The organism is Paenibacillus nasutitermitis, from assembly GCF_014641075.1.
Lineage (GTDB): Bacteria > Bacillota > Bacilli > Paenibacillales > Paenibacillaceae > Paenibacillus_Z > Paenibacillus_Z nasutitermitis.
In genome coordinates this window covers 1,102,136-1,121,641 of the sequence record NZ_BMHP01000003.1, presented here as the reverse complement: position 1 = coordinate 1,121,641, position 19,506 = coordinate 1,102,136, and the positions used below count along the sequence as shown (strand labels likewise).

At 45.7% G+C, this 19,506-nt stretch carries 15 protein-coding genes and 1 pseudogene; 12 read left to right on the top strand and 4 right to left on the bottom strand.

What is annotated here, in order from left to right:
- Nucleotides 1–258: 258 nt before the first annotated feature.
- A pseudogene (locus IEY46_RS23755) lies at nucleotides 259–761 on the bottom strand (IS1595 family transposase); the annotation flags it as partial.
- Nucleotides 762–1,134: 373 nt separating this feature from the next.
- Here IEY46_RS23755 and IEY46_RS23750 point away from each other — a divergent pair.
- The 11 genes from IEY46_RS23750 to IEY46_RS23695 all read left to right on the top strand — a co-directional run bounded on the left by IEY46_RS23750 (nucleotide 1,135) and on the right by IEY46_RS23695 (nucleotide 15,975).
- Nucleotides 1,135–1,419, top strand: a complete 285-nt coding sequence (locus tag IEY46_RS23750) for a hypothetical protein (RefSeq protein ID WP_188995701.1) — start codon at nucleotides 1,135–1,137, stop codon at nucleotides 1,417–1,419.
- 671 nt (nucleotides 1,420–2,090) lie between these two features.
- Complete coding sequence (locus tag IEY46_RS23740; RefSeq protein WP_188995698.1) at nucleotides 2,091–3,038, top strand: ABC transporter permease; 948 nt, start codon at nucleotides 2,091–2,093, stop codon at nucleotides 3,036–3,038.
- A gap of 13 nt (nucleotides 3,039–3,051) precedes the next feature.
- On the top strand, nucleotides 3,052–3,921 hold the full coding sequence (locus IEY46_RS23735; RefSeq protein WP_188995696.1) for a carbohydrate ABC transporter permease: 870 nt from the start codon (nucleotides 3,052–3,054) through the stop codon (nucleotides 3,919–3,921).
- A 66-nt stretch (nucleotides 3,922–3,987) separates the two neighbouring features.
- The gene (locus tag IEY46_RS23730) at nucleotides 3,988–5,574 is read left to right on the top strand and encodes an extracellular solute-binding protein (protein ID WP_188995694.1); all 1,587 of its coding nucleotides are present in this window, start codon (nucleotides 3,988–3,990) and stop codon (nucleotides 5,572–5,574) included.
- A gap of 76 nt (nucleotides 5,575–5,650) precedes the next feature.
- On the top strand, nucleotides 5,651–7,390 hold the full coding sequence (locus IEY46_RS23725) for a sensor histidine kinase (RefSeq protein WP_188995692.1): 1,740 nt from the start codon (nucleotides 5,651–5,653) through the stop codon (nucleotides 7,388–7,390).
- Nucleotides 7,391–7,392: 2 nt separating this feature from the next.
- A complete protein-coding gene (locus IEY46_RS23720) occupies nucleotides 7,393–9,012 on the top strand; it encodes a response regulator transcription factor (RefSeq protein ID WP_188995690.1) in 1,620 nt (539 codons plus the stop codon).
- 98 nt (nucleotides 9,013–9,110) lie between these two features.
- Nucleotides 9,111–11,336 (top strand): FAD-dependent oxidoreductase, encoded by a 2,226-nt coding sequence (locus IEY46_RS23715; RefSeq protein ID WP_188995688.1) that lies wholly within the window; start codon nucleotides 9,111–9,113, stop codon nucleotides 11,334–11,336.
- A gap of 7 nt (nucleotides 11,337–11,343) precedes the next feature.
- Nucleotides 11,344–12,552: an SGNH/GDSL hydrolase family protein gene (locus IEY46_RS23710; protein WP_188995685.1), complete on the top strand. Its 1,209-nt coding sequence runs from the start codon at nucleotides 11,344–11,346 to the stop codon at nucleotides 12,550–12,552.
- A 187-nt stretch (nucleotides 12,553–12,739) separates the two neighbouring features.
- Nucleotides 12,740–13,183, top strand: coding sequence for a cell wall hydrolase (locus tag IEY46_RS23705; protein ID WP_188995683.1), 444 nt, complete (start codon nucleotides 12,740–12,742; stop codon nucleotides 13,181–13,183).
- A 440-nt stretch (nucleotides 13,184–13,623) separates the two neighbouring features.
- Nucleotides 13,624–13,950, top strand: coding sequence for a hypothetical protein (locus IEY46_RS23700; RefSeq protein WP_188995681.1), 327 nt, complete (start codon nucleotides 13,624–13,626; stop codon nucleotides 13,948–13,950).
- Nucleotides 13,951–14,496: 546 nt separating this feature from the next.
- Entirely contained in the window at nucleotides 14,497–15,975 is a 1,479-nt protein-coding gene (locus tag IEY46_RS23695) for a DHA2 family efflux MFS transporter permease subunit (protein WP_188995679.1), read from the top strand.
- A 170-nt stretch (nucleotides 15,976–16,145) separates the two neighbouring features.
- Here IEY46_RS23695 and IEY46_RS23690 read toward each other — a convergent pair whose 3' ends face one another.
- The 3 genes from IEY46_RS23690 to IEY46_RS23680 form a co-directional block, all read right to left on the bottom strand.
- The gene (locus IEY46_RS23690) at nucleotides 16,146–16,532 is read right to left on the bottom strand and encodes a hypothetical protein (RefSeq protein ID WP_188995677.1); all 387 of its coding nucleotides are present in this window, start codon (nucleotides 16,530–16,532) and stop codon (nucleotides 16,146–16,148) included.
- 384 nt (nucleotides 16,533–16,916) lie between these two features.
- Nucleotides 16,917–17,303: a RidA family protein gene (locus IEY46_RS23685; RefSeq protein ID WP_188995675.1), complete on the bottom strand. Its 387-nt coding sequence runs from the start codon at nucleotides 17,301–17,303 to the stop codon at nucleotides 16,917–16,919.
- Between the two features lie 39 nt (nucleotides 17,304–17,342).
- Entirely contained in the window at nucleotides 17,343–18,434 is a 1,092-nt protein-coding gene (locus IEY46_RS23680; RefSeq protein WP_188995673.1) for an oxidoreductase, read from the bottom strand.
- 145 nt (nucleotides 18,435–18,579) lie between these two features.
- Between IEY46_RS23680 and IEY46_RS23675 the strand changes: the two genes are divergently transcribed.
- Complete coding sequence (locus tag IEY46_RS23675; protein ID WP_188995671.1) at nucleotides 18,580–19,446, top strand: LysR family transcriptional regulator; 867 nt, start codon at nucleotides 18,580–18,582, stop codon at nucleotides 19,444–19,446.
- Nucleotides 19,447–19,506 lie beyond the last annotated feature (60 nt).

The window sequence follows — 19,506 nt, the reverse complement described above, 5'->3', positions numbered from 1 at the left end:
TTCCAATATTGTTTATTCATCATCCACAATGTAACAAGAAAAATCAGACTGAACACCGAACCATACTTTACGAACAACAGCCCATTATGGTACTCACTAGTTTCAGAGCCAAAAGTACTAACATCATGCATTCCAATTATTGCGAGCCAGATGGAGCCAAAAAGCCCTACGATTATTCCTAATAGACTAACAAGTTTCATTTTTCGCCCCCTCTTGCGTTTTAATAGTTCGCTCTTGGAATAAGCTAAACTGCCCAGTTCAGCAGGAAAATACATTATGCCGAAGTTTAGTATTCGTGTCGGTCACAGTAAACAGGCACGATTTGACCAACATATTTTTCTTATTCGATGCGGTATTCTCATATTCCTTGCTGTCTAAGTAACGAAACCAAGCTAAATAATTCTGCAAATACTTTGTTGCAACACCATTAAAGCGATCCATCCATTTCTTTAAGCGTGCATGATAGCTTTTTACGTTTTGGATATGGTACACACCTTTGACACGTTGTTTACCATCGGATTTGAATCGGTAATGAGCCAAGCCTTTTACATTCGCATATGAACTGAATGCCCTCCACGAATCCGTGCATAGCACGTTTGAGTCAGATAGATGACCACCAATCGCTTCGTCCAATTTTATAGTTCGAATACGTCCACGCCCAAGAACGCCAGAGTACGTCATTTTCTGACGGTCACGGGTAACCAGTACGCACACTTGTTCGTGGCTAATACCACGATATTAGCTTTGCCGCCACGTTTCTTCTTGATCGAACGTGATTTAATGAAGAAGCGATGCTGTGTAACATCAAAAAAACCATGCTCTTGAATGATTTGATGAATGTTATACAGCTTTGCAGCATACAGGTTCCATCTTTTATATTCCTCATTTAGCGGAACTCCAAGCGTCTCATTTATTTCCCGACAATCAAGCTCACCTGACTGCAGAGTGAGAAAGATCCCGTCTTGTGCCATAACCCGCGTTACTTCCTCTGAAGATTGGACACAACTATTTATTCAGGACGCGAAATTCCATAGGTACTGATTGGCTCCAGTCTATGCATATTTTTCCGGGTATTTTACAAAGCTAAGATGTAGAATAACATTACCTGAATTAGCAGGAAAGGAAGAAGCTTAATTGGCTAAACACTCAGATACAAGTTGGAAAGAGGATCATCCAAGCACTTTGTTAAGCAATTCTGTCCAAAAGGCAGATCATGCGGTAAAGCAAGCAATGTCACACCCCGAGGAGGAATTGTTTGGGCAAGCTTACAATACAATATCTCATGCAGAAAATGCGCTCGTTAGTGCAGAGCAGCAACATGAACATATGGACATCGTCCAGCAAAATAAAGAACAGTTAGATCTGATGAAACAGCAATTGCATGAAGCTGAAGCTCAAGAAAATATGGAAGATCAGTAATATTAGTCAATAACCCCCACTCGTCTTATAAAACGCAGGGGGTTATTTTGCATTTCTGCCTGCAATGCCGAAAATTGTGGACCACGAACAAAATAGAAAGCTGATCGCCGAATCGGCATGGAGCATTATTGAAGCAAAGGGGATCGAGCACGCGTCAATCCGCGCCGTCGCCGCTGCGGCAGGGTTGTCACCCGGCGCCTGTAAACAGCACGACGAGGCTGACCGGCATGATAGGTTAGCTTCGTCATGTCACCGGACAGAATAGTTTAACTACAAATGGGCATAAGTCCTGTGTTCCTGATATTGCTCCATTTAATGAAGACCATATAATTTAACGCGCGCTTACTAAGGCCATCCTGTAACGGATGGCCTTAAAACTTGCGGTTATAGACCGCGCGGAATACCGAGAGGATCGACGCGATAGCGAATAACGAAATTGTATTGCTTGGGGCTACATTAGCACCGTTGGAGGCGTGGCTGCTTACTCGTGGACTGAAAGTGAAAGCGCCCAGAAACGGTTGCGCTCAATCTGTCCGATTTTTTTGCCTATTGTATTGGAATTATCCAGGGCTGTACTTACTTAATATCTTATAAGAAATTCTTGAAATTACAGAAATTTATCTGATAGGGGGATGCTAATATACAAGTATAAATAAAGACGAGGTGATCATATGCAAGCGAAATTGGCAGCGGACGCCGTTCCCCTCTCCAAAAAGCGGAATTCGTGGATACTCTCCATACGAAAGTATAAAGTGATGTATGTTCTTTTAATTCCGGCATTAGTTTATTTTGCCGTCTTCAAATACATTCCATTGGCGGGAATCATTATTGCTTTTAAAAACTACAATCTGGCTTTGGGGTTATGGGATAGCCCTTGGGTGGGATTGAAAAATTTTAAAGATTTTATTAACGGCGTTTATTTCTGGGACATCATGAGAAATACGATTATTATATCGCTGTATAAGCTATTGTTCGGTTTCTCCGCTCCCATTGCACTTGCTTTGCTTCTTAATGAAGTTCATACCCAATGGTTTAAGAAAATCGTGCAAACCATTACTTATTTACCCCATTTTCTATCTTGGGTCATTGTTTACGGATTGATGGTCGCATTATTAGCCCCGGGAGATGGCCTTTTTAATATGATTTTGAAGGAAAACGGTGTTGGGCCCATCTCCTTTCTAACGGAGCCTGCTTGGGGAAGGCTGCTGGTCATCTCATCTGAAATATGGAAGGACATTGGATGGGGAGCGATCCTGTACCTTGCCGCATTAGCAGGGATTGATCCAAGCCTATACGAAGCGGCTCGAATTGATGGCGCTTCCAAATGGAGACAGCTCTGGCATGTAACCTTACCCGGCATTCGAGGAGTCATTATTCTGATGCTGATTCTTAAATTGAGCCATATTCTGGACGCTGGTTTTGATCAAATCTTCATGTTTGCCAACAGTTTTAACCAGGAGAAGATCGATATTATCGACACATGGGTATACCGCGAGGGGCTGGAGCGTCTTAAGATTGGTTTGGCTACGGCTGTGGGATTGTTTAAAGCTGTCATCGGATTTATTTTAGTGTTGGCTGCGAACAAGCTCGCCAAAAAATTCGATGGGCAAATTTGGTGAGGTGGTAGGAGCTATGGTTAAGCTGACGATCGGGGAAAAGATATGGCAAGCAGCCGTTTATTTTATTCTTATTATATTATCTCTGCTTTGCTTACTTCCCTTTTTATATGTGGTCGCTGTTTCGGTAACACCAGAATCGGAAGTGTTAAGAAGAGGGATTGTTATTATACCGGAATCCTTTACCTTTATAGCCTATAAAGAAGTATTCATTTCCAATGGTATAGGGCAGGCGTATAAAATAACGCTGTTTCGAACGATTGTAGGCACTGCGTTAAATGTGTTCTTTACGGTAATCGCGGCGTACCCGCTATCCAAAAAATATTTGCCGGGACGCAGCCCGTTTTTAATATTCATTGTGTTTACCATGATGTTTAGCGGGGGGTTAATTCCGACTTATTTGTTAATCCGCTCATTGGGGTTGCTAAATAGTCCATGGGTATTGATTATTCCGAATCTCATTAGTGCATTTAATCTGGTGATTATTAAAGGCTTTTTCGAACAATTGCCTGCCGAAATCGAGGAATCGGCGAGAGTGGACGGCGCAAGCGAACTTCAGTCGTTATGGAAAATCATTTTACCCCTGTCCTTGCCTGTCCTCGCCACGATTTCCCTATTTTACGCAGTGGGACATTGGAACAGTTATTTCGATGCGATCGTGTATATCAATGATTCGAATTTAATGCCGCTTCAAGTTGTCTTGCGCAACATTTTGCTTAACGTCGCAACACAAAGCGCCGATTCGATTGCCAATTCCGGAACGGTTAGCCAGTTCGCTGTTCAGATGGCTGCTGTCGTCGTGTCTACGGTCCCGATTCTGATCGTTTATCCGTTTATGCAAAAGCATTTTACTAAGGGTATGCTCATGGGATCCATTAAAGGCTAAAAAGCCATTCTTATCTAGGTTGTTACGGGGAAACCGTGATAATATACAAGCAAAGGAGAGGTCAATATGCAAAGAACAAAGATTTCATTTGCTATTCTGGCTGCTATTGTAGGGCTGGGAACGCTATTGTCGGGATGTGGGGAGCAAGAAGAGGTTAAGCCGGCAGCTTCGAACAGCTCACCGTCCACGGATAACGCGTTTGCGAAAAAAATGAAAATCACGATGTTTAACCAAGGCACTTTCAACGCTGCCGCTCCGATTCCTCCACGCGATGAAGACATTCAACGGCAAATGCTGGAGAAGGCAATGAACATCGACTTGGATATGATGATTCCTCAGGCTGGGCAATCAACTACCAAACTAAATACGCTTATTGCAGGCGGGGATATCCCGGATTTGATCTTCTTGAAGAGTCGGTCCGATCTCGCGCAATATTATGACCAAGGCGTTCTTGCGGATTTGACACCGTATCTGGATCAATTTCCTGAATTGCAGAAACGTTTTAGCAGCGACTCCTGGGAGGCGATGTCCTATCAAGGGAAAACCATTGGCGTTCCAGGTTATGATAATGTAAACGGTATCAGCCGAAGCTTCTTCATCCGCAACGATTGGTTGAAAAAGCTGAAAATGGAAGTGCCAACGACACCTGACGAGCTGTTTGAAGTTATGAAAGCCTTCACAGAGAAAGACCCGGACGGAAACGGCAAAAACGATACGTACGGATTCATCGGCGGCATGAATAAAGAGGGCAATTTGCAAACCTACGGCTTCGATAGCTTGATGTGGATGTTTGGCGTCAATCCTCCCTCGGCCATTGAAGTGAAAGATAATGAACCGGTATTCCTATTTATCGATCCCAAAATGAAAGAAGCGCTTGCTTACATCAATAAAATGATGGCAGCCAAGGTGGTAGACCCCGATTGGGTGACGATGACCTCGCCTGATTTGTTGGACCAAAAGCTATTTAAGGGGAAAGTCGGCTTCATGATCAGGGATGCGCGCAGGCTGGAGCCGGATTATCAGCAGAAAATGAAGGAAATCAGCGGAGAGGTGCCGGAATGGATCGTGATTCCTCCAATGAAAGGTCCTTACGGCGATCAAATCGTAGAGAGAAAGTCGTTCCAAGGCAATTCATGGGCCATCTCCAAGAAGGCGGATAAGGACAAAATTATTCGGATCTTGTCCATGCTGAATTACCTCTTTACGGACGAAGAAGCCTATCCGAACTTTGCATACGGAATCAAAGGAATTCATTGGGATGTGGTGGACGGCAAGATCAAAAATAAAACCTCCGAATTATCGAAGGAAATGAAAGAAAAGTACCTATGGGTCGATCATTACAGAATGCCGCGCCGTGGTGACGATGCCGAGTACTTCAGCTTCCAGAATCCTAAGACGGCAGAAGCTTTCGTGAACAATCAGAAATATGTGGGGCCAACGCTGCCTGGAAACTTATTGACCGCAGACCCTAGCGATACCTTGGCCACTGACCGTTCGCGTTTCATTAATGAAAGCTTAGTCAAATTTATGACAGGCAAAGACCCGCTATCCAATTGGGACAATTTCCTCCAAACGTTGGATACCAAGTTTGATATGCAGAAATATAAGGAAACAGCAATCAAGCAATTTAAAGAAGCAGGCTTAATCAAGTAAATGAACGAAGAGAGTGGCTATTCGCAGCCCCTCTCTTTATTGTCATTTTAATACGGACTTAAAAGGAAGATGAGCAATGCGAAGAAGAATCAGCTTGCCTTTAAAATTATTTTTTATCGTGTTTGCGTTTGTATTAGGCTGCATAATCTTGATAAGCCAATTGTCCTATCGTTATGTCCAAAAGGAAATAAGAACCAATGACATCTACTACACCAACCAAATACTTGACAAGGTCGATCAGTATTTCACCGTTAATTTTTCCTCCTTCCAGACGATCCTGTTCTCGGTCGAAACATCGGTGAAAGCCAACCTTGACAATACGGAAGTAATCAAAAAGCAATTAAGAGAGCTATATGAACTCAACAGTAATTACGTCAGTAATATTTATTTGATCAAAAGCGATTTATCCATTATAGGCGGAAGCACGCCTACCCGCATATTCGATGAATCTTTACCGGAAAGAGAGCCTTTATTTGATGCGGCCGACAAGAACAGAAGGACGACCTTCGTCAGCGATCCTTATAAATCCAAGTATTCCGGCTGGACAGTTACGATGGTTCGATATCTGAACGGGGCTCCGTTTCCGATGGCCATTGCGGTAGATTTGGATCTGAATGCCATTGAAGAAACCTTGTTCAAGATTAATAAACAAGAACAAATGAATTTGGCTCTGATCACCGCATCGGGTAAGATCATTGCCGGATTTTCGGAGAATAGAGGACCGCTGAATATTCAGGATCATACGTTTTCAATCGGGGAAACGTCAGCGGAACATATTCTGGATACGGCAGAAACAAGCCTTCAACTGCACACCAAGGATGGTTTGCCGGTCTCCCTTCTGAAAAAACCGACGGAGAAATTCAATTGGACCATCATCTCAATTAACGATGAATCACGCTTGAAAGCGGCGCTGTCCAGGCTGGAAACCTATTATATCGAGCTTCTAGCCGCAGGTCTTCTCTTAAGTTTGTTCATTTCCTTTTTAATTGCCAAGTATATAAGAAATCCGCTCTATTTGCTCAAAACTAAAATGAAACGGGTGGAACAAGGTATCCTCACAACGACAATAACGATTAACCGAAACGATGAGTTCGGAGATCTCTCCCGCGCTTTCGACCGTATGCTGCAGCAAATTGTGGAACTGATTCGGCGAGCGGAGCTTCATAATGAGCTTGAGCGAAAGCTGGAGATTCAAGTGCTGCAGTCGCAAATCAACCCTCATTTTTTGTATAACACGCTTGGTTCCATCAGCAATGTTATACGTCTCGGACAAATAGAGAAAGTAGATGTGGTGATCGGGTCGCTCATTTCATTATTGGAATACGGGATAGATGACGCTTCAGAGAAAGTTTCCTTGCGTCAGGAACTACGAAACGTAGCGGACTATATCGAGATCCAGAACATCCGGTACAACAGAAACTTCCAATTGATCGAAAATATCGAAGCGGGGTTAATGGATTTTCCGGTTTTTCGAATGCTGCTTCAGCCCCTTGTGGAGAATAGCATCTTTCATGGCTATAACGGAGGGGGGATCGAAGGCCCGATCACGATTCATGCTTACACGGAGGGCGGAATCGTCATCATAGAAGTCATTGATCTAGGCGAGGGAATCCCAGCCGATAAAATAAAGCATATTTTAATTTCTGCACCAAGTGACGTGGAAGTAAAGAGAAAAAGAATCGGGTTAAATAATATTCATGGCCGAATAAGGCTTCACTACGGAGAACAATTCGGGCTTCAAATTATTAGCATACCTAAGGAAATAACCCGTGTACGCGCTTTATTCCCGGCAGACTTGCTAAAAGGAGATGCATAACGGTGAGAGACTATACCTGCTTCATTGTTGACGATGAAGATCTAATCATTCAAAGATTGGAATTGTTTTTTAACGAGCTCTCCCATAGGGATAAGCGATTTGTTCTAGTGGGAAAAGCGAATAATGGGCTGAATGGGATCGAGGAGATTTTAAAGCTTAAGCCGGATATCGTCATATCTGATATCGTTATGCCGCGAATGGATGGAATCTCCATGATTGAGCAGCTAAAGCCGGAGCTTCCCCATAGCCAATACATTCTTTTGACCGCGTATTCATCCTTTGAATACGCCCAGAGAGCTATTCAAGCCAACGTATTGGAGTACATTGTTAAGGTTCCGCTCAAGGAAGCGGATTTGGATCGGGCTTTAGATAAGGCAGCCGGGATTTTAAATGAGGTTAAGAAAAAAGAAGCGGCATTTCAATCGTTAAACGTATCCGTGCTTGAAAATAAATATAGAGTCCGCAAGCAATTTTTTAACGAGCTTATCCGAGGCGAAATTCCTTCTCATCGGGCATCGGATTTTGCCAATCGCATGCAGTTCCATTTCTTTCAGGCCAACTATTGCTGCTTCATTGTTGAAATGGATACATATGAAAGTTTTCGGAACGAATACTCAGCGGCTGATCAAAACATTTTGAAATATGCGATTACGAATATAATCGAAGAAACGGTGATGAATGGTGGCAGTGGCATAGCTGCGGATCTGTCCGATAATCGCTTCATTGGTTTTCTTTCCTGGGAAAATAACCGCAGTGATATGGAAACGGAATATGCTTGCCAATCATTGGGAGGGCAGATCGTCTCTCATTTGCATCAATATTTGAATCAAAGGGTATCCGTCGCTTTTGGAGGTCCGCACCGAGGCTGGGAATCGATCAAACAAGCGTACACGGAAGCTGAAAATGTGAGTGAGGATTTCTATTATCATTCAGAGAAAGTCGTAAAAACACCCATGCATCGGTTCCAATACCATAATGACAAAAAAGCAGACTTTCAGCAGAAGCTGGCTGATTTTCTTATAGGGGTGAAAAGGAAGGTTTCCAAGGAAGAGCTGGAGAATGCATTCGCTGATCTGAACCAATTTGTTACGGACCATAAAATCCATAAGTCCATCATGGCGCCGATGCTTAGAGACTTGTACAGAGACATTACCGTGAAGTTTAAATCGGGGAACAAGCTGGTTGCGGAAGCAGAAGAATTCCCCTTGGAATTTTTGGCATTTCAGGAGCAGCTTGCCTATATTGGCGACTTCACATTCGAATACGTACACACCGGCCAACTATTACATCGTGCAGAAATCATGAGCGCTATGCATTTTATAGAGAAAAATCTGAAACAGCGATTAACGTTGGAGGCTATTGCCGAGGAAGTGAATTTAGCTCCATCGTATTTTAGCAGCTTATTCAAAAAAACAATGAACGAAGGCGTGATCAGCTACATCAACCGTAAAAAAATTCAATTAGCTCTCGAGCTGTTAAATGTTCAGGATTATTCTTTATTGGAATTGTGCGAGGAAGTGGGAATCGTCAATGAAGGTTATTTTTGCAAATTATTTAAAGAATATGCGGGTGATACTCCTAAGCAATATCGGATAAAAATGAAACGGTATGAATCCAGATAAGGTTGAAAAAAATGTATGAATTTTTCGCGAAATCATGTAAAAAAAAAGGGGTCAAAAGGATTACCATGATAGAAGCATTTAATCATGGAGGTATCAAAATGGAGCTTATTAAAGCAGATGTAACCGTCGTAGGCGGAGGTATTGCTGGGATATGCGCTGCCATTGCTGCCGCACGCCAAGGGCTGCAGGTTTCACTTATTAATGATCGACCGGTTCTTGGAGGAAATGCGAGCAGCGAGGTAAGGGTTCATATCAACGGGTCGGCATATCTCGGAAACAGTCCATCCTATTATGCACGCGAGGGCGGGTTGGTGGAAGAACTCAAGCTGAAGATTTTTCATTATAATCCGTTATACAACAAGAAGCTTATGCTTTCGCTTTCGGATACGGTCATGTTGGACATGGTTTATGATGAGCCTAACATTTCTCTATTTCTGAATACATGCGTGCATGAAACGGGCATGGAGAACGGCAGAATTAAATGGGTGGAGGGCCTTCAATTGGCTTCCGAAAGAAAATTTCGTTTTGAAAGCCGAACCTACATCGATTGCTCCGGAGATGGAGTTGTCGGATATCAAGCAGGTGCTCTCTTCCGATGGGGGAGAGAAGCGAAGCATGAATACAAGGAGGAATTGGCTCCTGAAGTAGCGGACCATTACACGATGGGCGATACGATCCTGTTTCAAGCCCGTGACGTAGAATATTCCGTTCCCTACAAAAGGCCTGGCTTTGCGTATGATATTACGAAGTTGGCCTTTTTCGATAGTATCAGAAAAGGCTTAAACCATCGGGCTTTTCCAAGGAAAATCAACGGGCTTGGCGGATTGTGGTGGCTGGAATACGGTGGACATATGGATATTATCAAGAATAATGAAGACATCGCATTGGAACTGCGGAAATTGGTGTACGGGATTTGGGATTATATCAAAAATAGCGGGGAATTTGATGATGTTGACAATCTCATCTTGGATTATGTATGCCCGATTCCGGGAAAGCGGGAATCGAGGCGGTTTATAGGGGAACACATGTTGTCTCAGAACGATCTTACAGCAAAGCCGCATTTCGAAGATGCTGTATCCGTCGGAGGATGGTATATGGATTTACATGCTAATAAGGGCATCTACGATGAGGGGCCGGCTACAGCATGGAATTTCGTGCCTGGATTGTACAATATCCCTTTCCGCAGTTTATATTCGCGAAATATTCCTAATCTCATGTTCGCTGGCCGCAATATAAGTGCTACCCATGTGGCTTTCGGATCTACAAGGGTCATGGCAACCTGCGGTTGTATGGGGCAGGCGGTTGGAACGGCTGCTTCGTTATGCTTGAAATATGAGGTAGACCCCGCGGCCATAGTCGAAGCTCATATGGGGGAGCTGCAGGCGCTGCTGCTTCGAGACGGGCAAACGATTGTAGGGCTTCAAGAGGAATTGGATCCTTACTTCGCCGACGGATTAACTATTCGCGCTTCGTCTCAGCGCAGCTATGACAATCTTCATCCAACCGAAGAGATTTCCTTGGAGAAAGGGATATGTTTGGTCTTGCCGATTCAGACATCCGTGGCTGAAAGCGTACGGATCAAAGTTAAAAATAGGTCCGGGCATTCGGAAACTCTGCATGTGAAGGTGTTTGGCGGGGAACGGAAGGAAAACTACATTCCCGCAAGTGGGTTGAAAGACTACCGCGTGGTTATTGCAGCCGGTCATGACGACTGGATTACGCTGGACCTCAGCTGCAAGAAACCGGCTGACGACAAAATCTACATTGTATTGGAAGGTACGGCGAGCCTTGCCGTATATGGCAATGAAGAGAAAATGACAGGAGCGGTCAGCTTCCAATATAGGCCGGAAGAGCCGTCCAGGCTGAAGAAATTCAATAAGTGCATTTGCTTCAAGGATCTGCTGCCATCCCAGAATATGTATAATCCCGAGAATGTCGTCAACGGCTTCTCCAGACCTTATGGTCTGCCGAACGGCTGGATTTCTGAACGCACGGAAGGACAGGAATGGTTGGAATTCTGTTTTGCAAGCCCCAAAAATGTAGACGAAATCCATCTTGTTTTCAATTCACAGCTGAATTTGGAGCATTTCGACGATCCTATCGAGCCGCTTATCCAAGATTATGATATGACCTTGACCTTAGAAGACGGAACCGAGAGTGAAATTAAAATCCGCGGGAATTATCTTACGTTGAATAAACATAAGGTGGATGCGAAACGTGTAACCCGAACCCGGATTAATTTCTGCGCAACTTATGGTTCTCCTTATTATGAAGTGTTTGCCGTAAAATGGTTTGCTCCTAAAACGATAAGTGAGGTCAGGTGAAGTCGCGATGAAGGAATTATTCCCTCGAAGAGGGCTCCCTAATGTAATTCATAAGTTGGAAAATGGGGATACAGTAACAATCGTCTATTTTGGCGGCAGTAATACGCGTTCTGAGGGATACAGGGTCATGACGGCGGATTGGCTTCGGGGGCAATATCCCAATGCGGATATCCGCTCTGTGAATGCAGGCATTTCCGGGACAGGATCGGACTTGGGCTGCGCCCGTTTGGAGACAGATGTGCTACGTCATCAGCCTGATCTGGTGTTTGTTGAATTTGTTGGTAACGATGGCGGAGTTCCCGAATCCCAGGCGCGGATCGAAGGAATTGTCCGTCAGATCCGCAAGCGGAGCCGGTTTACCGATATCCTGTTCGTTTATACGCTGAAGGAGCGGGATGTGGTCGGATTTCAGTCTGGAGAATACCAGAAAGGGGCTCTAATGCAAGAGGAAGTGGCCGATTATTACGGTATTCCTTCGATTCATCTGGGCGTAGTGGTCGGTCATTTGGTGTCCGAGGGAAAGCTTATTTTCACCTCAAGGGCAGACCAGTCCAATCCCGAAGCCGTTATTTTTACGCATGATTCGATCCATCCGACAATTCCCGAAGGACACCAGATTTACACGGATACGATCACCCGGTCATTTGTGGAAATTAGCAAGCTCCGAGATCACCTCGGAAGGTTGGAACATCACTTGCCTCAGAATCCTTTGGTCCCGGCTAATCCTTGGGAGTATGCGACCATGCTGCCACTGGATAGTCTTACTCATTTTTCCGCAGGATGGTCTTACATGACTCCTGATGGTTTTGCTTTAGTGCGCGAGTACAATTGGTTGTTTCCTGGCCTATGGCGAGCAGTCGATCCTGGAGAGGCTATCACGGTGCAGTTCGAGGGAACCCATATCGGGTTATTCGATATCGGGGGGCCTGATTCTGGCAGATTGAAGGTGTCGGTGGATGGTGGAGAACACTTTCTTGTCGATCGATTCACACCACACAACGATCATAATCGAAATCAGTATGTATTCTTGCCGGAGCTCCCAAATGGGAAACATACGGTTCGCTTCGAAATCGATACCGAGAAGACAGACAAAGCGGCCGTGTTTGAGGCATGCGGCAATGAACGAAGCAGAGAGCATGTTCGGCAGCATCCAGATTGGTATGATCAAACGGTGATCCAGCTTGGGAAGTTGTTATTGGTGCAGCCGCCATTATGATTGATCATTAAGCTTTGTCCAATTGGAAAGGGCGATAAATGCCATATACGAAGTCATCGAACTATGTGAAGAGGATGTTATAGGTGAGCGTATAGGCAGACTGAACTTTTTAGAAATTATTTGGCCAGAGTAACACTTCCGCTTCGCCTACAATATGATAGGTCTAGAAACCTAAAGAGGTGAGCCAATGGCAGTCGTAAAAGCCAGGGAACAGGATATTAATATGTTGGCACGGTTACTTCGAGCTGAAGCTGAGACCGAAGGTGAAATGGGCATGCTCCTTGTTGGAAATGTTGGCATTAACCGAATAAGAGCGAATTGTTCCGATTTTAAAGAAATCCGGACAATTCCCCAAATGATCAACCAGCCGCATGCGTTCGAAGCATTGCAACATGGTATGTACTATCAAAACGCAAGAGAGAGGGAACGCCGTCTGGCGCAGCGGGCTGTGAATGGGGAGCGGAATTGGCCAGGCAAATTCTCCCTATGGTATTTCCGTCCAGGATCATTCGAAAATCCCGGGCCATGTCCGCCAACATGGTATAACCAGCCGCTCGTAGGACGATGGAAGAAGCACTGTTTTTATGAACCGACCGCGGAAGAATGTGAAAATGTATATAATACGTTTTAATTGTATAAACGAAAAGAGCTCAGGATCTCTTAACCTGACGTGTCACAGCCATGTGTCGGTTGGCAAGAACTTATTTCATTAAATGCCGCGTAAATCGTGGCTTCTTTCAGGTTAGTGGAATAAAGTTATTGTCACGGTCATTATTCGGAAGCTATACCCACATGACAGGCCATCCAATGTGGGATGACAAGAGCATTAGCCGAATGATTGCCGACGAGCATTGGAGAAAAAATTGTTGTCGGGTTAGAGAGTGAACGAACAGGACAATAAAGTTCAATAACAAAACGAAGGGCTGCCATGTGGTAGCCCTTCGTTTTGTTAATGTGGGATAGTGGAGCTAGCGTTTATCGGACCTCCACCTAAAGTGATTCTCCATAGAGAGGATAGTTAAAAACTACAATGAAGAATATGGTAATATATAGGTTCAGGAGGTGATCGTTTTGTTAAATATGATGAGTATTTCACTTACTGTTATTTACTTGGCTTTGTTTCTATTTGGACTGATACAATGTAGAAAATATTCTTTTATTGCAGGTTTTTATTTCTTCCTCATCTTAATTGTCCATCAGATATCCCCTTATGTTTATTCCCCGTTTATTCGGAACTACATGGATTCATTGATTGAAAGCAATACTCCCCCACCATTCGGTATGACTCTTGGCGAATTAGTAGCCGGCTTTAGCCTGCTTCCCAGAATTATAGAAATAATTGCTTTTAGCTTTTTAATTGTTGGACTATATCGAATGTGGAAATCGAATACTTTGTGAAGTCGTTATCATCACCGCTAACGGCAGGATAGTGCTTCTATATCAGAGAATGCAGCTTTATTTCGATTGCAGAAATTCGAACACGGCGCTTAGGAATTGGGCCTGAAACTCCACATTCGGCAGGTGAACGGCAGGCAGCATGACGAGCTTCGCGTTTGGCACCGTCTTGAGCACATAGCTGCCTGTTCCCGGTGTTTACCAGACCGCAGAACAGAATAACAACAAACAGAACGGGGCGTTATTGCAATATTTTGAAGGAGAGACCTTACGCCCAACGCTTTTGAAATTGAATCGGGGATAGAGGTCTTCTTTGAAGGATACGGCATGAAGATTTTAAGTGAACTGGACCATACATATTTTAAGGATGGACTTTATGAATTTTTCTAATGCGGAATGCCCCTGCACGGTTTTTCGGATTGTTCTATGAAAATCCCACCCGACATTGCTTTCCGTTCATAATGAGTTCATAAATCGGTGATAAGTTGATACGAGACTTGGGCCGATAGAGATTACCAATGTCGATTAAGGATTGAGGGAGTGGAAATAATGTCAACAAGTACGACAAATGCCGCCGAACAACCGTTTTCCATCAAAACGATTATCGGTCCGCTGCTTGCAGTGATCGTCGGCATGATTATGGTTATTCTGGACAGCACGGTAGTCAACGTCGCTTTGCCGACATTGGTTGACTACTTTCACACGGACGTGAATACGATGCAATGGTCCATCACGGCGTACACGCTGGCTCTGTCCGCCGTTATTCCGCTGGCGGGCTGGCTGACGGACCGGTTCGGAGCGAAAAGGGTGTTCCTGATCACCATCGCCCTGTTCACGATTGGATCGGGCCTATGCGCCTTGGCGACGACGCCCAGCCAATTGATTATTTACCGCGTGCTTCAGGGGCTTGGCGGCGGGATGGTAGCGCCGATCGGGATGGCGATGGTGTTCCGGCTGGCGCCTCCGGGCAAGACTGGCGCCGTAATGGGGATGCTCGGCATACCGATGATGCTTGGTCCCGCGCTTGGTCCTGTACTGTCCGGCTGGCTGGTGGAATATGCCACCTGGCAATGGGTGTTCCTGATCAACCTGCCGATCGGAATCATTGCGATTCTGGTAGGAATGAAGTTTCTGCCGAATATTGAGCGCAAATCGGTTCCCCAATTGGATTTCCTGGGCATACTGCTCGCGCCGGTCGCCTTCGCCATGCTGGCGTTCGGCGTAAGCGAAGGCGGCAAGGACTGGGGTTCGGCTTCCACGCTTACGGGCCTCATTGTCGGCGGAGTAGCGCTGATTCTCTTTATTATCGTGGAATTGCTTCATAAACAGCCGCTGCTTGAGCTCCGCGTGTTCGGTTCCTCCGATTTCACGCGCGGCATCCTGGTCAGCTGGTTGTCGCAAATCGCACTGTTCGGCTCCTTCGTACTCGTTCCTTTCTTCCTCCAGAGAGTGATGGGGTACAGTCCGCTGGAAGCAGGCTTGTTCTCACTGCCGCAAGTGCTCGCAACCGCCGTTATGATGCCGCTTGGCGGCCGCCTGTTCGACAAGATCGGGGCAAGGCCGCTTGCGATGACGGGACTTGCTTTCGTCTCGGTTGCTCTGTTCATGCTGTCGCAAGTCGGTATCGACACGAGCAAGGGATATATTATCTGGACCTTGATATTGGTGGGAGCGGGTATGGGGCTGTCCATGATGCCGATCAACACGCATGTACTGCAGGCCGCGCCGCGCCGGCTCGTGGGCCGCGTTACGCCGCTTACGACAGCTGCACAGCAAGTTATGGTGTCCTTCTCCGTAGCGGGACTTACGGGATATCTGTCCTCGCAGGTTACGCACTATATGCCGACATCGGAAAATCCGTTGACAGCGCTCGTGTCCGCATTCGGGGATACTTATTTCCTGACCGCGTGGGTAGCCGTGGGAGGCGTTGCACTTGCGCTGATTCTCCGCAAATCAAAGCCGAAAGCCGAAGAAGAAGGCGAAGCGATGGGCGGGGAAGCCAAGGCAGCGATGATGTCTGGACATTGATTGATACGTGAAGCACACGCCGCCGGCTCCAATTGTTAGAGCTGGCGGCGTTTTATTTTAAAATGATGAATGGCCAAGCGAAGTGAGACACCTCGTCCATGAAGGCTTCGTGTTGAAGCCAACGATTATGAAAGGGCTTGAGATACGCCCCTCCAGTTTTATACCTAAGTTTATGGCTGCATTTCCATAGTGAGAGCGGTAATCCAAAAACATATAGCTGCTGCAATTGAAAGAGGCGTAGCAAAATATTTCTCTTTTTTGCTAGTTGATAAGAAGTTCATCACGGTATTTAAGGACAAAAACACAGCAAAGAAAATACATATGTACGTTGTGACTTTTTCAGAAAACCACAGCGTTAATAATCCACCCGCTTGCAAAATAATGATAATCGCAAATAGTTGAATTGCAAAAGAAATCACAGCCATAAATCTTAGTTTTTTAGGGAGAACCTTATGTTTCCCGCCCATTGTGAATTCTCCCAAAGGTAAGCCACAAGCCACAAGAATGGTCATAATAGCGACAAGCGCAAACAAGAAAGCACCTAAAATTGCTGCCATTAACAGATCACCTAATTCTTATGAAATATAGAATACGAAGAGCTCGCTGGAACAGAAGGAGAAAAAAGACATTTTTCCTTAACTTCTTATCTATGATATCTTAAAGTATTCATATGTTGCTTTAATGAGTACTATACGCCCAATTGTTTTGTACAACAATCGTACGTTATGCGTAGCTTCCCGCCAACCAAATGACGTAAAACGTTAATACAGTGTATACCAAAAGGAAAGGTCCTACGGCGCTATTTTAGGCAATGACCGCTGAGCTTGTCATTCTTTATTGACCTGAGGTTGCTTTTTGAGCATAGAGCCTTTTCTTTTGTCATTGTTACAGAACTAGCGTAATCGAACCAATATGGGGCGCTCCGCGCACATCAATTGAACTCAGTTGGCAAGAGCGATGGCGTCGATCTCGATCATCGCATCGGATGAATAGAGTGAGGACACCTCGACGAGTGTATCCGCCGGGTAGGGCTGCGACCACCACTTGCGCCGTAATTCGACTATTTTTTCGAAGTGCGACATTGAAGTCAGATAGATCGTCACTTTAACGACGCGGTCGAGGCCTGATCCGGCGGCCTTGAGCACACGTTCCAAATTCTGGAAGGCTTGTTCAGCCTGCTTGTCAAAATCACCGACTCCAACGAGTTGGCCGTCATCGCCGATCGCGGCTTGACCCGACACGAAAATCATGCCATTCGCCTTGATCCCCTGGGATATAAGAAACGGAGCATAAGGATCTGGTTGGGTGTGTACCTGTTCGAATTTCATAGAAACTTCCTCCTTTGATTTTCATCGCTTAATCAACTCTCAGATCACAAGTTCATCTTCCCTAAGTGTTGCGATAGGGTGTAGAAAATAATGGTCAAAAAGCTTTAACTCTTTGCCTTCCTTCACTTTGTTTGCCCAGTCCGGATTAACCAATGCGCTCGTACCGATGGATACAAGATCGGCATCTCCTGTTTCCAATAGCTGCGCTGCTCGTTCCGGTTCACCCAGATTGCCATTGGCGATGACAGGCAGGTTGCTATATCGTTTGGCCAGTTCGGCCAGCGTCGGTCCGTCCTCCGCGAAAGCGGGGGCATACGCCCTGTATTCAGTCGTATGAATGTAGTTTGGAGAAGCGGCAGCCAACTGCTCAAAGATGATTTTGGCGTCCGCTTCACCCTTTGCCCATTTGTGATGAAAATCGTTTACTTTGCCTTGCGAGATGCGCACACCTACCGTATAATCCGGACCGACGGCAGCGCGAATGGCTTTCAGCACTTCCACGACAAGGCGGAGGCGACGCTCCGTTGACCCACCATATTCATCCGTTCTATGGTTCGTATAATCGGTAATGAATTGATCAAGCAGATAACCATTTGCCGCATGGACTTCGACTCCGTCGAAGCCGACTTGCTTAGCGCGTAAAGCAGCTAGAGCGAAGCTGTCAATCGAATTGCGGATCTCCTCTTGGGTCATCGCTCTCGGAACGGCGAACTCTCCGCTTCCGCCGTGATCCTCAAGCATCGTTCCTACAGGCTTCACAGCGGATGGGGCGACTGGTTCAAATCCGTTATGCTGGACAAGCGCGCCCGCATGCATCAGTTGCGCAACTATTTTTCCTCTTTCACGGTGTACGGCTTGAATAACAGGCCTCCACGACTCGGCTTGCGCCTCATTGGCTAAACCGGGTTGGTTCTCGTAGCTTCGACTGTTCGTCGCATCCGGATAGATACCTTCCGTAATGATGAGACCGAACCCGCCTTTCGCAAACCGAGTATAATAACGGACCATATGATCGTTGGCTAGCCCTGATGCTTCTGCACTCGTGCGGGTCATCGGCGATAGTACCGCTCGGTTTGATAATTTCAAGGAACCAGCCTGGAATGGGGAAAAAAGATTGGAATAAACAGTCATATCGAACTCCTCCTTAGATGTACCGCGTTTTCCTTTGCACGGTTAGCTTTCTTGTAATGATTGTAATTCACTAGTTGTATATAGTAAAATGATCAATACTGATGACCCCATCAAAAATTTTGATGTTTGATGAAGGAGGTTTCAAATGGATCTAACCGATCTGAAAGTGTTTCTAGCCATCGTCGAGGAGGGTAGCTTAACCCGCGCAGCTCAGAAGCTGGACTACGTTCAGTCGAACGTCACAACACGGGTTCGCAAGCTGGAGATGGAGCTTGGTGCCCAGCTATTCCATAGAAATCCGAAGGGTGTAAAACCAACCGAGAGAGGGCTAGTCTTCCGCAACTATGCCGTTGACATTCTGCATATGGTCGAAGAGGCTATCATGGCTGTAAAAGAACCGGACTATCCATGTGGACCGCTCGTCATCGGGGTCGTCGAAACAATTGCTTCCTCCCAGCCCTTTATTCGAGCATTATCTGATTTTCAAAAAACATATCCCGAAGTTGCATTATCGCTGATCACCGGTACATCGCCGCAGAACTACGAGAAAGTGTTGAACCATCAACTGGATGGAGCGTTCTGCACGGGTGAATTCGATCTATCATCGTTGCATACTGCCCATGAGATTCGGGAAGAGGTCTTCCTCCTGACAGCCGCCGACGGAACAGACACTCTCGCTTCACCTGACGTTGCGAATGCGGCCTGGGTCGTGTTTCCGAAGGGTTGCCCATTTCGGGCAGCCATTGAAGATTGGTTGGGGAGCGAAGGTGCGTCACCAGCGAACATTATCGAAATCAGCACGATGGAGACGATGTTGAACTGCGTGCGCGCAGGAATCGGGTACGCACTTTTAACCGAATCAGCCGTTACTGTGGCAGATGATCGAGTTCGCGTCCATCCGGTTCCGGAACGATACCGATTCGCAACAACTCGACTGGTTTCCCGGAATGAGAGGTTCCACAACAAAGCGTTCGCCGCATTCGCTAACTGTATCAGAGCGGCGGTAATATAATTGATTATAAATTTGCAGCTTTCGTCCAACCACCTATAATCTAATGACACAAAAGTGTCT